This window comes from Kitasatospora sp. NPDC002522, assembly GCF_053595195.1.
The window spans coordinates 1-14,414 of the sequence record NZ_JBSFXE010000019.1; the positions used below are offsets into that span (position 1 = coordinate 1).

At 74.1% G+C, this 14,414-nt stretch carries 8 protein-coding genes and 2 rRNA genes; 8 read left to right on the forward strand and 2 right to left on the reverse strand.

The genetic code is table 11. The features are described from left to right. The 8 genes from ACWD4U_RS17930 to ACWD4U_RS17965 all read left to right on the forward strand — a co-directional run. Positions 1-93, forward strand: a 23S ribosomal RNA gene (locus ACWD4U_RS17930); the annotation flags it as partial. A gap of 78 nt (positions 94-171) precedes the next feature. Next, positions 172-288, forward strand: a 5S ribosomal RNA gene (gene rrf / locus ACWD4U_RS17935). A gap of 178 nt (positions 289-466) precedes the next feature. Beyond that, a complete protein-coding gene (locus ACWD4U_RS17940) occupies positions 467-3,712 on the forward strand; it encodes an ABC transporter permease (RefSeq protein ID WP_363452894.1) in 3,246 nt (1,081 codons plus the stop codon). After that, complete coding sequence (locus ACWD4U_RS17945) at positions 3,709-4,677, forward strand: hypothetical protein (RefSeq protein ID WP_363452892.1); 969 nt, start codon at positions 3,709-3,711, stop codon at positions 4,675-4,677. The genes ACWD4U_RS17940 and ACWD4U_RS17945 overlap by 4 nt, the downstream gene beginning before the upstream one ends. Continuing rightward, positions 4,599-6,650, forward strand: a complete 2,052-nt coding sequence (locus ACWD4U_RS17950; RefSeq protein ID WP_363452890.1) for an FtsX-like permease family protein — start codon at positions 4,599-4,601, stop codon at positions 6,648-6,650. Before ACWD4U_RS17945 ends, ACWD4U_RS17950 begins: the two co-directional genes overlap by 79 nt. A 136-nt stretch (positions 6,651-6,786) precedes the next feature. After that, positions 6,787-8,985, forward strand: coding sequence for an SF1B family DNA helicase RecD2 (recD2, locus tag ACWD4U_RS17955; RefSeq protein ID WP_363452888.1), 2,199 nt, complete (start codon positions 6,787-6,789; stop codon positions 8,983-8,985). Between the two features lie 225 nt (positions 8,986-9,210). Continuing rightward, positions 9,211-10,500, forward strand: coding sequence for a citrate synthase (locus tag ACWD4U_RS17960; RefSeq protein ID WP_363452886.1), 1,290 nt, complete (start codon positions 9,211-9,213; stop codon positions 10,498-10,500). A gap of 454 nt (positions 10,501-10,954) precedes the next feature. After that, positions 10,955-11,674: an SDR family NAD(P)-dependent oxidoreductase gene (locus tag ACWD4U_RS17965; RefSeq protein ID WP_363452884.1), complete on the forward strand. Its 720-nt coding sequence runs from the start codon at positions 10,955-10,957 to the stop codon at positions 11,672-11,674. A 7-nt stretch (positions 11,675-11,681) separates the two neighbouring features. Here ACWD4U_RS17965 and ACWD4U_RS17970 read toward each other — a convergent pair whose 3' ends face one another. Both ACWD4U_RS17970 and ACWD4U_RS17975 read right to left on the reverse strand, forming a co-directional pair. Continuing rightward, positions 11,682-13,961, reverse strand: coding sequence for a heavy metal translocating P-type ATPase (locus ACWD4U_RS17970; protein WP_363452882.1), 2,280 nt, complete (start codon positions 13,959-13,961; stop codon positions 11,682-11,684). Between the two features lie 61 nt (positions 13,962-14,022). Beyond that, positions 14,023-14,241, reverse strand: coding sequence for a heavy-metal-associated domain-containing protein (locus ACWD4U_RS17975; RefSeq protein ID WP_363452880.1), 219 nt, complete (start codon positions 14,239-14,241; stop codon positions 14,023-14,025). Positions 14,242-14,414 lie beyond the last annotated feature (173 nt).

Sequence of the window (14,414 nt, forward strand, 5' to 3'; positions counted from 1 at the left end):
GGCTCCCAGTAGACGACTGGGTTGATAGGCCGGGTATGGAAGCCCTGTGAGGGGTGGAGTTGACCGGTACTAATAGGCCGAGGGCTTGTCCTCAGTTGCTCGCGTCCACTGTGTTGTTCTGAAACAACGACCCCCATCGATACGGGTGGGTGGCGGATGGTTTCATAGTGTTTCGGTGGTCATAGCGTGAGGGAAACGCCCGGTTACATTCCGAACCCGGAAGCTAAGCCTCATAGCGCCGATGGTACTGCAGGGGGGACCCTGTGGGAGAGTAGGACGCCGCCGAACTCCTTTTGAGAAAGGGCCCCAGCCATTTGGCTGGGGCCCTTTCTGCGTTGTGCCGCTTGTCTTCGGTGCCGGCCGGCGGGCAGACTCTCCGATCACTGATTGGTCCAGACCACCTGGTGAACGGGGGCACGGAGTGCGGCGGGCGGGGCGGTACGGGGTGGTGTTGGGGGCGGCCTCGGTGACGGTGTTGGTGGCGGTGGCGGTGCTGGCCGCGCTGACGGCGTTGACGGGGAGTTCGGTGGCGCAGGGGATGCGGCACCGGTTGGCGGGGGATCCGCGGGTGTCGGTGTCGGTGCAGGGGCGGTACGCGGAGGGGGCGGACGTCCGGTCGGATGCGGCGGTGCGGGGGGCGTTGCACCGGGCGTTGCCGGGGATGCCGGCGCGGATCGAGGCGGTGTTGCACGGGTCGGTGCCGTTCGAGGTGGGTGTTCCGGCGGTGGCGGGGGCGGCGGCGGAGTCGTTGAAGGTGGTGCCGCTGGGGGTGGGGGAGCCCGGGCGGTTCGCGGAGTTGGTGCGGGGGGCGTGGCCGATGGGGGCGGACCAGGTGGCGGTGTCGGAGACGGTGGCGCGGCGGTTGGGGGTGGTGCCGGGTGGGGTGGTGCCGGTGGCGTTGCCGACCGGTGTGGTGTGGCGGGTGACGGTGAGTGGGGTGTACCGGCCGGCGGTGGGGGCGGAGCCGTGGTGGCGGGCGTGGGGGAGTGGGGCGGCGTTGGGGTCGCCGGAAAGGTTGTTGGTGGCGGCGCCGGAGTTGTTGCGGGGGCAGCCGGTGATGCGGGATCAGGTGGTGGCGCAGTGGACGGCGTTGCCGGATCCGGGGCGGTTGCGGCCGGAGGGGGTGGGGCTGCTGCGGGACCGGGTGGAGCGGTTGACGGGGGGTGACGCGGTACGGGCGGTGTTCCGGGGGGCGGAGCCGTCGATGGAGGGGGTTCGGGCGTCGAGTGACCTGCCGGTGGTGCTGGACGGGTTGCGGGCGCCGATGCTGGTGGCGCGGTCGGGGATGTTGGTGCCGGTGACGATGTTGGCGGTGCTGTCGGCGGTGACGATGATGCTGACGGCGCGTCAACTGGCCGATCTGCGGCGGGCGGAGCTGGCGCTGCAGTTGGCCAGGGGGGCCGGTCGGTGGCGGTTGGTCCGGGCAGCAGTGGTGGAGTGGGCGCTGTGTACGGTGCCGGCGGCGTTGCTGGGGGTGTGGGCGGCGGGGCCGTTGCTGGGGGTGCTGGGGTGGCTGGGGCTGCCGGTCGAGGGGGCCGCGGCTGAGGCGGCCGGGCCGGCGGCGTGGGCGGTGGCGGGGGTGGCGTTGGTGCTGCACGGGTGTGCGGCGGTGCTGCCGGTGGTGTGGACGGCGGACGGGGGCGAGCGGGAGGGTTCCTCGCGTTCGGCGCGGCGGTCGGCGGTGCAGCGGGCCGGGGCGGACCTGGTGCCGGTCGTCGCAGCGGTCCTGGCGTACCTGCAACTGCGGCGCTACCAGGGGTTGTTGTCGCCGGCGTCGGGTGCGGCGGGGTTCGATCCGGTGCTGGTGGCGGCGCCGGTGGTGATGACGGTGGCGGCGGCGTTGCTGTTGTTGCGGTTGCTGCCGCCGCTGGGGCGGGGGTTGGAGGCGTTGGCGCGGCGGGGCCGGGGGTTGGTGGCGCCGCTGAGCGGGTGGCAGGTGAGCCGGGGGCGGGCCGGGCAGGCGGCGCCGGTGTTGCTGATGGCGTTGGCGCTGGCGGTGGGGGCGTTGACCACGGCGGCGATCGCGGGGGAGGGGCCGAGCGATCGGGACCGGGCGGCGTTCGAGGTGGGTGCGGACCTGCGCGTGTCGGGTGGTGAACTGCCTGGCGGGGTGCGGCGGTCGGCGTTGACGGCGGTGCCGGGGGTGGCGGCGCTGACACCGGTGGCGGTGGACCGGGGGCAGGTGCAGGGCGTCCAGGTCGAGGTGTCGGGAGTGAACACCGCGGCGGTGCAGTCGGTGGCGACAGCGGGGCGGATGGCGTCGGGGGCGCGGGTGCACGCGGTGCCGGCGGTCCGGTCGGATCTCGAACGGGGCTCGCTGGCGGCGCAGTTGGCTCAGCTGCGGGAGGGCACTCCGGTGCACGGGGTGGCGGTGTCGGGGCGGCCGGGGGAGGTCCGGGTGCGGGCGACGTTGGCGGCGGCGGATGCGGTGGGGCCGGTGTGGCTGGCTGCGCGGGTGGAGGACGCGGACGGTCTGGCGGTGGAGGTGCAGGCGCCGTTGCCGGCGGACGGCGTGGAGCACGCGGTGGTGTTGCCGTTGGCGGCGGGGGAGTTGAGCTATCCGCTGCAGGTCACGGGGTTGGCGTTGCGGAGTGATCCGAAGGGGTGGCCGCGGGCGACGTTCACCCTGTCGGTGGCGGCGATCGAGGGGTCGGTGCGTCCGGTCGGGTCGGTGTGGGCGGATGTGACGGCGGGGCCGGGCGGGGTGGTCGGTCTGGGGTGTCCGGGTCGGGGTGAGGACGGGGCGGGGCGGCGGTCGTCGGCGGGGGTGTGCGAGCTGCGGCAGTCGGCGGGCGGGGTGTTGTCGGCGGTGGTGCGCGGGGGTGATCCGTTCGCGGGGGAGGGGACGGCGGGGGTGTCGTTCGGGTTGCTGCCGGCGGGGTCGCCGAAGCGGGTGGCGGGGGTGCCGGTGGCGGGCCGGGCGGTGCCGGCCCTGGTGAACAGCGCGTTCCTGCGGGAGACGGGCTTCCAGGTGGGCCGCGAGGTGCGGCTGATGGAGGGTCAGGACGACCGGTACGGGCTGCGGATCGTCGGGTTGCTGCCGGAGGTGCCGGGGGCGGCGGATCGGGAGGTGCCGCGGGCGCTGGTGGATCTGCCGGCGCTGGCGGCGACCAGGGCGGGGCTGGGGCTCGCGCCGTTGGCGGACGACCACTGGCTGGTGGCGGCGGATTCGGCGGCGGGTGCGGTGGCGGCGGAGCGGGCGATCGGGGCGGATCCGCGGCTGGGCCGGGTGGAGAGTGCGCGGGCGCGGGCGGCCGAGTTGGCGGCGGATCCGTTCCGGGCGGGGCGGCGCAGCGCGTTGGTGTTGTCGCTGGCGTTGTCTCCGGTGTTCGCGGTGGCCGGGTTCACGGTGCACGCGGTGGGGTCGGCGCGGGCGCGGCGGCGGGAGTTCGCGGTGCTGCGTGCGCTGGGGGTGCGGCGGCGGCAGTTGGCGGGGGTGCTGCGGTTGGAGCAGTTGGCGGTGGTGGGGTTCTCGGTGCTGGCAGGCGGGTTGCTGGGGGTGGCGTTGGCAGCCGTGGTGCTGCCGTTGATCGTGGTGGACGGGGGCGGGCAGGCGGTGTTCCCGGCGTTGCGGCTGACGGTGGGGTGGGGGTGGACGGCGCTGGTGGTGCTGGTGACCGGGCTGGGGGTCGGGGCGGTGGTGCTGGTGCTGTCGCGGGTGTTGGCGCGGGTGGACCTGGCGCGTGAGCTGCGGGCGGGGGAGAGCGGATGAGCGGGAGGTTCGGCGGGTTCGGCGGCTGGGTGCTCGCGGTGCGGGAGGCGCGGACGGGCTGGCCGGTGCCGGTGGTGCTGGGGGTGCTGTCGGCGGTGCTGGCGGTGGTGTCGCTGCTGTGGCCGCCGGTGTACGACGGGCTGGCCACCCGGGAGTTGGACCGGCGGCTGCAACTGGCCCAGGCGGACGGGCCGTTGGTGACGGCGCGGGCGACGCTGTACGGGCCGCGGGACCGGGAGGGGCAGTCGGCGGCGCCGAGGTTCGGCTCGTTGGACGAGGACCTGAGCCGGGTCGGCGAGGGGATGCGGCAGGGGTCGTCGGGGGAGTTGGCGCGGACCCTGGTGCGGGTGTCGGGCTGGGCGCAGAGCGAGGGCCTGGAGCTGGACGGCGCGGGGGTGGCCCGGCCGCGGGGCAATCCGGGGGTGGTGTCGCTGGTGTACGCGCAGGACGCCGCGGACCGGGTGCGCTGGGTGGCGGGCCGGGCTCCGGCGCTGCCGGGCGGGGACCCGCGGCGGGCGCCGCTGGAACTGGCGGTGTCCCGGCCGGTGTCGGAACGCTTCCAGCTGCGGGTGGGTCAGGAGTTGCAGCTGGCGCAGGGGACGGTGGACACCGGGGCGGTGCTGGTCGGGGTGTTCGAGCCGCTGGCCGGCTCGGACGATCTGTGGCGGGAACTGCCGTTGCTGAACGCTCCGTTGGAGGCGGCGACGCCGAACGGTTTCGTGCTGTACGGGCAGGCGCTGGTGGCTCCGGCCGGTCTGGAGGCGTTGGAGGCGCGGGGTTCGCTGTCACTGTCGGCGAGTTGGGTGTTCGGCACCGCGCAGCAGCCGTGGGGGACCGGCGGCACCGCCCGGGGGTGCGTGAACTGTCCTCCGGGGCGCGGGCGTTCGTGGCGGACGCACCCGCGCGGCTGTGCGGCCCGGTGCAGGATTCCTCGCTGGGCTGTTCGGCGGGGCAGCGGGCGGTGACGCCGCCGGCGGTGCAGCAGCGGCTGGCGGAGCTGGTCGACCGGTTCGCGGAGCAGCGGGCCAGGACGGTGTCGTTGCAGTCCTTCGCGCTGGCCGGACTGCTGGCGATCGGGGTGTGCACGGCGGTGGCGGCGGCCCGGCTCGGGGCGCGGCGCAGGGAGGCCGCGCTGGGGCTCCAGCGGGCCCGTGGCGCGGCGGAGTGGGCGCTGGCGGCGGCCCGGCTGGCGGAGGCCGTTCCGGCGGTCCTGGCGGGCCTCCTGGCGGGCTGGGTGGTGGCGGAGCGGCTGGCCGGGGAGCGGGCGACGGGTGCGTGGTGGCCGGCGTTGACGGCGGGCGTGCTGGTGGCGTCCGCGCCGGCGGTGGCGGTGTGGTGGCAGGGCCGGGCGGTGCGGCGGGCAGGGCGGGAGCCGGTGCGGCGGCGGGGTCTGCGGTGGGTGGCCGGGGCGTCCGGGTTCGCCGGGCGGGTGGCGTGGGAGGGGGCGGTGCTGGTGGTGGCCGCGGCCGGGGTGCTGGTGCTGCGGTTGCGCGGCGCGGTGCCGTCGGGGACCGCGGCGGTTGCTGATCCGGATCCGCAACTGGCGCTGGTTCCGGTGCTGTTGGGGTTGGCGGCGGTGGTCGTGGTGCTGCGGGTGTATCCCCTGCCGCTACGGGTGCTGACCCGGTGGGCGGGGCGGCGGCGCGGTCCGGTGGCCCTGGTCGGGTTGGCGCAGGCCGGTCGGCGTTCGGGGGCGGCGGCGACCGCGCTGCTGGTGCTGGTACCCGCGCTGGCCTGTGCGGTGTTCGGGGCGCTGGTCTCCGGCACGGTGCAGCACGGGCGGCTGGCGGCGGCCGAGTGGCGCACCGGTGGTGACGCGGTGGTCCTCGGTCCGGCCCAACGGTCGCTGCCGGTGGACGAGTTGGCGAAGGTGCCGGGCGCCGGCGGGGTGCTGACGGTGCGCGGCGCGGTGGCCTCGCTGACCTCGGACGAGGACGGCGCGGTGGTGAAGCGGGCCGGGCTGGTCGGAGTCGACCCGGTGGCCTTGGCGAAGCTGGAGCCGGGGTCGGCGGTGGCCGCCGCACTGACCGGTGCGGGCCTCGCGGCACCGCTCGGCGAGGGCGCCGAACTGCCCGCGCTGGCCGATCCGTTGACGGCGGCGCGGTTCCCGGACGGCTCGTTCGACGCGGACGCCGGGTCGAGCCGGTTCCGGGTGCGGATCGTGGGCGTGCTGCCGACGGGCGCCGCCCGGGACCGGGCGCTCGGGCCGGTGCTCGGGGACCAGGGGGACGGCCCGTTGCTGGTCTTCGGTGGGCCGGGCGCGGAGCGGTTGCCGAAGCAGACCGGGCAGCGGCACGCGGCGGTGCTCTTCGCCGAGCCGGGGCGGGCCGGGTCGGTGGCGGGGGCGGAGCGGATCGACCTGCGGCGGCTGCGGGAGGTGGTGGCGGCCTCGGTCGCGACGGCCGGGGCGGGCAGTGCGGGGGCGGCCGGCGGCGCGGTGCTGCGCGGTGCGCCGGTCGAGGTCCGGGACCTGGCCGGGGAGTTGCGGATCTCCGCGGGCGACGGGCTGGTGGCGGCGCTGCAGTTGGCGTTCCGGGGCGCGGCCGGGGTGGGGCTGGTGCTGGGGCTGGTGGCGGTGGTGCTGGAGCTGCTGCTGAGCGCGGGCGAACGGGGGCGGATGCTGGCGTACCTGCGGACGCTGGGTCTGGGGCCGCGGGCCGCGGCGGGCGTCCAACTGGTGCAGTTGCTGCCGGTGATGGCGGCGGCGGTGCTCGGCGGGACGGCGCTGGGCATGGGGCTGCCGTGGCTGCTCGGACCGGCGCTGGAGCTGCGGGCGTTCACCGGCGGGCCGGGCGCGCCGGCGCTGTCGCCCGACTGGGCGTCGCTCGTGGTGGCGGCGGTGGTGCTGCTGGTGGTGGTGCCGGGGGCCGCGGCGGTCGAGGGCCTGGTGGGGCGGGGGCGGGTGCCGCAGGTGCTTCGCCTGGGGGAGGGGGCGTAGTGATCCCGCGGTGGTGCGACGGGGTCGTGCGCGGGGGGCGTGCGAGGGGGAGTCGACCGGCCCGGTGAGTGGTGTCGGTGGGCGGGGGTACGGTCGGGGCGTCAGGGGTGTGGTGGCTAGGTCGTGAGGTGTCCCGGTGCAGCTGGCGCAGGTGGAGGGTGTGCTGGAGCGGATCACCTATGCCAATGAGCAGACCGGGTACACCGTGGCCCGGGTGGATACCGGTCGGGGTGCCCACGACCTGCTGACCGTGGTGGGGGCGCTGCTGGGGGCGCAGCCGGGGGAGAGCCTGCGGATGTTCGGGCGGTGGGGCTCGCATCCGCAGTACGGGCGGCAGTTCACGGTGGAGAACTACACGACGGTGCTGCCGGCCACCGTGCAGGGGATCCAGCGGTACCTGGGGTCGGGGCTGATCAAGGGGATCGGGCCGCGGTTCGCGGAGCGGATCGTGGAGCGCTTCGGGGTGGAGACCCTGGAGGTGATCGAGCACGAGCCTGGGCGGCTGATCGAGGTGCCCGGGCTGGGGCCGAAGCGGACCAAGAAGATCGCGGCGGCGTGGGAGGAGCAGAAGTCCATCAAGGAGGTGATGGTCTTCCTGCAGGGCGTGGGGGTGTCGACCTCGCTGGCGGTGCGGATCTTCAAGGAGTACGGCGACGGTTCGATCGGGGTGGTGAAGAACCAGCCGTACCGGTTGGCCTCGGACGTGTGGGGCATCGGCTTCCTGACCGCGGACCGGATCGCGCAGGCGGTGGGCATCCCGCACGACTCGCCGGAGCGGGTGAAGGCGGGCCTGCAGTACGCGCTGTCGCAGAGCAGCGACCAGGGGCACTGCTACCTGCCGGAGGAGCGGCTGATCGCGGACGGGGTGAAGCTGCTGCAGGTGGACGTCGGGCTGGTGATCGACTGCCTGGCGGAGCTGGTGGCCGCGGAGGGCCTGGTGCGGGAGCGGCTGCCGGGCGCGGAGGGCCAGGAGATCACGGCGGTGTACCTGGTGCCGTTCCACCGGGCGGAGCTCTCGCTGGCCAACCAGCTGCTGCGGCTGCTGCGCGCGGACGGCGACCGGATGCCGGGGTTCCGGGACGTCGACTGGACGGCGGCGCTGGGCTGGCTCGCGCAGCGGACGGGCGCCCGACTCGCCCCGGAGCAGGAGCAGTCGGTGCGGCTCGCGCTGACCGAGAAGGTGGCGGTGCTGACCGGCGGGCCGGGCTGCGGCAAGTCGTTCACGGTGAAGTCGATCGTGACGCTGGCGCTGGCCAAGCGGGCGAAGGTGGTGCTGGCCGCGCCGACCGGGCGGGCGGCGAAGCGGCTGGCGGAGCTGACCGGGGCGGAGGCGTCCACGGTGCACCGGCTGCTGGAGCTGAAACCGGGCGGGGACGCCGCGTACGACCGGGACCGGCCGCTGGACGCCGACCTGGTGGTGGTCGACGAGGCGTCGATGCTCGACCTGATCCTGGCGAACAAGCTGGTCAAGGCGGTCGCGCCGGGCGCGCACCTGCTGTTCGTCGGGGACGTGGACCAGTTGCCGTCGGTGGGTGCCGGCGAGGTGCTGCGGGACATGCTGTCGGCGGGCAGCCCGGTGCCGTCGGTGCGGCTGACCCGGATCTTCCGGCAGGCCCAGCAGTCCGGGGTGGTGACCAACGCGCACCGGATCAACGAGGGCCTGCCGCCGCTCACCGAGGGCCTGCCGGACTTCTTCCTGTTCGCCGAGGACGACGCCGAGCGGGCGGCCGGCGTGACGGTGGACGTGGTGGCGCGCCGCATCCCGCAGCGCTTCGGCCTGGACGCCCGCCGCGACGTCCAGGTGCTGGCCCCGATGCACCGCGGCCCGGCCGGCGCGGGCGCGCTGAACACGCTGCTCCAGGCGGCCGTCACCCCGGCCCGGGACGGCCTGCCCGAGCGGCGGTTCGGCGGGCGGACGTTCCGGGTCGGCGACAAGGTCACCCAGATCCGCAACAACTACGAGAAGGGCGCCAACGGCGTCTTCAACGGCACGGTCGGGGTGGTGACCGCGCTGAGCGTGGACGACCAGCGGCTGACGGTGGTCACCGACGAGGACGAGGAGATCGGCTACGACTTCGACGAGCTCGACGAGTTGGCGCACGCCTACGCGGTGACCATCCACCGTTCGCAGGGCAGCGAGTACCCGGCGGTGGTGATTCCCGTCACGACCTCGGCGTGGACCATGCTGCAGCGCAACCTGCTGTACACGGCGGTGACCCGGGCGAAGAAGCTGGTGGTCCTGGTGGGTTCACGCAAGGCCATCGCCCAGGCGGTGCGGGCCGTCAGCGCCGGTCGGCGGCACTCCGCGCTCGACCACAGGTTGGCTACCGGCTGACGATCAGGGGGTACGGTACGTTCAGAGGTTGTCTTGACGTGAAGAGATTTAGGGCGGAACCTGGTCTGTGCCGATCTTGTCCGGTTCACACCGGCATCGGCAGGAGAGTTTGTAGGTCCCGGTCCTTTCCGGGGCCACCCCGGGTGCGCCGCCGTCCTTCGGGTGGGGGATCGTTGAGACAGTCAGGGCAGTCGGAAGAGGATCCATACCGTCGGTGAGGAAGACGTGAGCGACAAATCGGTAGTACTGCGGTACCAGGACGGCGAGTACGAGTACCCCGTCGTCGAGAGCACTGCGGGCAACGCCGGCTTCGACATCTCGAAGCTGCTCCCGCAGACCGGCCTGGTCACCCTGGACAACGGCTTCGGCAACACCGCCGCCAACAAGTCCGCGATCACCTTCATTGACGGTGACGCCGGCATCCTGCGGTACCGCGGCTACCCGATCGAGCAGCTGGCCGCCGAGGCCAACTTCATCGAGACGGCCTACCTGCTGATCAACGGCGAGCTCCCGAACGCGGACCAGCTGGCCGAGTTCAACACCGAGATCACCCAGCACACCCTGCTGCACGAGGACGTCAAGCGCTTCTACCAGGGCTTCCCCCGGGACGCGCACCCGATGGCGATGCTGTCCTCGGTGGTCGGCGGGCTCGCCACGTTCTACCCGGAGAGCCACAACCCGTTCGACGCGGCGCAGCGCCACCTGTCGACGGTCCGGCTGCTGGCGAAGCTGCCGACCATCGCGGCGTACGCGTACAAGAAGGCGATGGGCCAGCCCTTCGTCTACCCGCGCAACGACCTCGGCTACGTCGAGAACTTCCTGCGGATGACCTTCGCGGTGCCGGCCGAGGACTACGAGCTCAACCCGGTCGTGGTCAACGCGCTGGACAAGCTGCTCATCCTGCACGCCGACCACGAGCAGAACTGCTCCACCTCGACGGTGCGCCTGGTCGGCTCCAGCCACGCCAACCTGTTCGCCTCGATCTCGGCGGGCATCTCGGCGCTGTGGGGCCCGCTGCACGGCGGCGCCAACCAGGCCGTGCTGGAGATGCTGGAGCAGATCCAGAAGGACGGCGGCGACGTCGACGCGTTCATCCGCAAGGTGAAGAACCGCGAGGACGGCGTGAAGCTCATGGGCTTCGGTCACCGCGTCTACAAGGCCTTCGACCCGCGCGCCGCGCAGGTCAAGGTGCTCGCCCACGAGGTGCTGGAGCAGCTCGGCAAGGACGACGCGCTGCTGGACATCGCGCTCAAGCTGGAGGAGCACGCGCTCAAGGACGACTTCTTCGTCTCGCGCAAGCTCTACCCGAACGTGGACTTCTACACCGGCCTGATCTACCGGGCCATGGGCTTCCCGACCAGCATGTTCACCGTGCTGTTCGCGCTCGGCCGGCTGCCCGGCTGGATCGCCCACTGGCACGAGATGATCAAGGACCCGACCAGCCGCATCGGCCGTCCGCGCCAGGTCTACACCGGCATCGAGATCCGCGACTACGTGCCGCTCGACGCGCGCTGACGCAGGCTCATGGGCCCGGTTCCGCCTCCCGCACGAGGGGTGGGGCCGGGCCCCTTCGCGTGCGCGGGAGTGGGTGGCGCACGACGCCCGGGACGGTCCTCGGGTGGAAACGGCCGCTCAAAGCGTTCCCAGGATCCGCGTCCCGTCCCGGCGTCGTGCGCGAGGACCGTCGACGAGTCGACGGCCATCCGGGGCCCGCCGGAGCCCCGCTCTACAAAAGGTAAGACGTGTCAGGGGGCGCAAAGTTACGTCGACGGGGTGTGAGTTGGCTCTCTCCACGCTCCGTGTGCACCCGCACACCGGGCGGCCGCCGCCACATACCACACCCCGTCGGGGCGGGGCGTGGTCACCCACCCCGCAGTCATCGCAACCCAGCGTGATAGGAATCGTGGCAATCCGGTACGGACCGCCTGCCTTCCGCTGCGCGGTGAACGGTCAGGGAGGGAGCGCGCAGATGGCCAGGAACGTCGTCGTCACCGGTGGTGGCACCGGCATCGGGTTGGAGGTGGCCCGGCGCTTCACCGAGGCCGGCGAGCGGGTGGTGATCGTCGGCCGCCGTCGCGCCGTGCTGGAGGAGGCCGCCGCCGAGCTCGGCCCGAACGTGATCCCGCTGGTCTGCGACCTGGCCGACCCGGACGCCGTGGAGGCCGCCCTGGACGGCCTGCCCGCCCGGGTCGACGTGCTGGTCAACAACGCCGGCAGCCGGGAGACCGTGATCGGCGCCGGCCCGCACGCCGTGCTGGCCCGCTGGCGCGGCGACTTCGAGCGCAACGTGCTGACCGCGGTGCTGCTCACGGAGTCGATCCGCGACCGGCTCACCCCCGGCTCCGGCCGGGTCGTCACCGTCTCCTCGATCGCCGCGCTGCGCGGCGCCGGCTCGTACGGGGCGGCGAAGGCCTCGCTGCACGCCTGGAACCACTTCCTGGCCGCCCAGCTCGGCCCGTCCGGGATCACCGCCAACATCGTCGCCCCCGGCACCGTCTCCGGCACCGAGTTCTTCGGCCCGCGCCTGGACGACGCCGAGGTCTCCCGCCGCGCCGGGCGGACCCTGCTCGGCCGGATCGGCGAGTCCGGCGAGGTCGCCGCCGCCGTCTACTTCCTGGCCTCCGCGGACGCCGGATTCATCACCGGCGAGATCCTGCACTGCAACGGCGGCGAGCTGCTGGGCCGCTGACGGCCCGTCAGGCCGACTGTCGGCTTGCCTGGAAGCTCCGCAGCCGCAGGCTGTTGGTGACCACGAAGACCGAGGAGAAGGCCATCGCCGCCCCGGCGACCACCGGGTTCAGCAGTCCGGCCGCGGCCAGCGGGATCGCCGCCACGTTGTAGGCGAAGGCCCAGAACAGGTTGCCCTTGATGGTGCCGAGGGTGCGGCGGGAGAGCCGGATGGCGTCGGCGGCGGAGCGCAGGTCGCCGCGGACCAGGGTCAGGTCCGCGGCCTCGATCGCGGCGTCGGTGCCGGTGCCGATCGCCAGCCCGAGGTCCGCCTGGGCGAGCGCGGCCGCGTCGTTGACGCCGTCGCCGACCATGGCCACGGTGCGGCCCTCCTGCTGGAGACGGCGGACGGTGGCGACCTTGTCCTCGGGCAGCACCTCGGCGATCACGTCCTGCGCCGGGATGCCGACCTCGGCCGCGACGGATTCGGCGACCAGACGGTTGTCGCCGGTCAGCAGCACCGGACGCAGTCCGAGGGCGCGCAGCTCGGCGATCGCGTCGGCGCTGCTGGGCTTGACCGCGTCGGCGACCTCCAGGACGGCGCGGGCCCGGCCGTCCCAGCCGACCGCGATGGCGGTGTGCCCGGCGCGCTCGGCGGTGGCCTTGGCCTCGGCGAGCGCGGGTGGCAGGTGCTGGGCCCAGTCGGCGAGCAGGGCCTCGCGTCCGGCGACCACCGCGTGGCCGTCGACGACGCCCTGGACGCCGAGGCCGGGCACGTTGGCGAAGTCCTCGACGGCGGGCAGCTCGCCGAGCCGTTCGGCGGCGGCGGTGGCGACGGCCTGGGCGATCGGGTGCTCGGAGGCGTGCTCCAGCGCGCCGGCCAGGCGCAGCGCCTCGTCCTCGGAGGTGCCGTCGGCGGTGTGGACGGCGGTCAGGGCCATCCGGCCGGTGGTGACGGTGCCGGTCTTGTCGAGGAGGACGGTGTCGGCCTTGCGGGTGTTCTCCAGCACCTCGGGGCCCTTGATCAGGATGCCGAGCTGGGCGCCGCGGCCGGTGCCGACCAGCAGCGCGGTCGGGGTGGCCAGGCCGAGGGCGCACGGGCAGGCGATGATCAGCACCGCGACGGCGGCGGTGAACGCCTCGGTGGGGCTTCCGGAGGCCAGCAGCCAGCCGACCAGGGTGCCGAGCGCGATCAGGATGACCACCGGGACGAAGACGGCGGAGATCCGGTCGGCGAGGCGCTGGGCGGCGGCCTTGCCGTTCTGCGCGTCCTCGACCAGCTTGGCCATCCGGGCGAGCTGGGTGTCCGCGCCGACCCGGGTGGCCTCGACCACCAGCCGGCCGCCCGCGTTCACGGTGGCACCGGTGACGGCGTCGCCGACGCCGACCTCGATCGGGACGGACTCGCCGGTGAGCATCGAGGCGTCGACCGCGGAGCCGCCCTCGACCACGGTGCCGTCGGTGGCGATCTTCTCGCCGGGGCGGACCACGAAGCGGGTGCCGACGGTGAGCTGCGCGACCGGGATCCGCACCTCGCGGCCGGCCTGAAGGACCATCACGTCCTTGGCGCCGAGGTCGAGCAGGGCGTGCAGGGCGGCGCCGGCCCGGCGCTTGGAGCGGGCCTCCAGCCAGCGGCCGAGCAGGATCAGGGTGGTGACGGCGGCGGCCGTCTCCAGGTACAGGGTGGAGGAGGCGTCGGCGCCGCCGACGGTGAAGCTGAAGCCGTGCCGCATGCCGGGCATGCCGGCGTGCCCCCAGAACAACGCCCACACCGACCAGCCGAAGGCGGCCAGCGTGCCGAGCGAGACCAGGGTGTCCATGGTGGCGGTGCCGTGCCGGAGGTTGGTCCAGGCGGCCTTGTGGAACGGCCACCCGCCGTACACCACGACCGGGCCGGTCAGTGCGAAGGCCAGCCACTGCCAGTTGTCGAACTGCAGCGCCGGGACCATCGACAGCAGCACCACCGGCAGGCTGAGCGCGGCGCTGATCAGCAGCCGTTCGCGCAGCGGATCGGGCGCGGGCCCGGTCTCGGTCCCGGCGGAGGGTTCCGGTGCGGTGGCGGGCGGCGGGGGGAGTTCGGCGGTGTAGCCGGTCCGCTCCACGGTGGCGATCAGGTCCGCGACGCTGGTGCCGGGGCCGAAGTCCACCCGGGCCTTCTCGGTCGCGAAGTTGACGCTCGCCTCGACGCCGTCCATCCGGTTGAGCTTCTTCTCGATCCGGGCGGCGCAGGAGGCGCAGGTCATCCCGCCGATCGACAGTTCGATGCGGTCGCGCGACCCGGCGGGGGCGGCGGAGTCGGTGGTGGTCATCAGCTCGTCAGCTCCTCGTGTGACCGGGGCGGGGGCGGCGCGGCCGTCCCCGCCCCGCTGCTCAGACGGTCCGGCCGACCAGCGCGTAGCCGGCCTCGTCCACCGCGGCGGCGATCTGCTCGTCGCTCAGCGGGGCCTCGGCGGAGACCGTGACGGTGCCGGCCGCGGAGTCGGCGGCGACCTGGGTGACGCCCGGGAGGGCGGAGACCTCGGCGCTGATCGCCTTCTCGCAGTGGCCGCAGCTCATCCCGCTGACGGTGTAGGTGACGGTGCTGGACATGGGACCTCCAGGGACGGCCGCGCGGATCGGCTCCGCGCCTCACTGATGACAACACCATACCCCCTGGGGGTATTCCGTTCCGAGTCGGGTGACGGATCCGGTGTGCCGACGTGCTGCCTGTACACCGAGCGTAGTCGCCGGGCGGCCGGGACCGGCGGCGGCGGGCGGGTGCG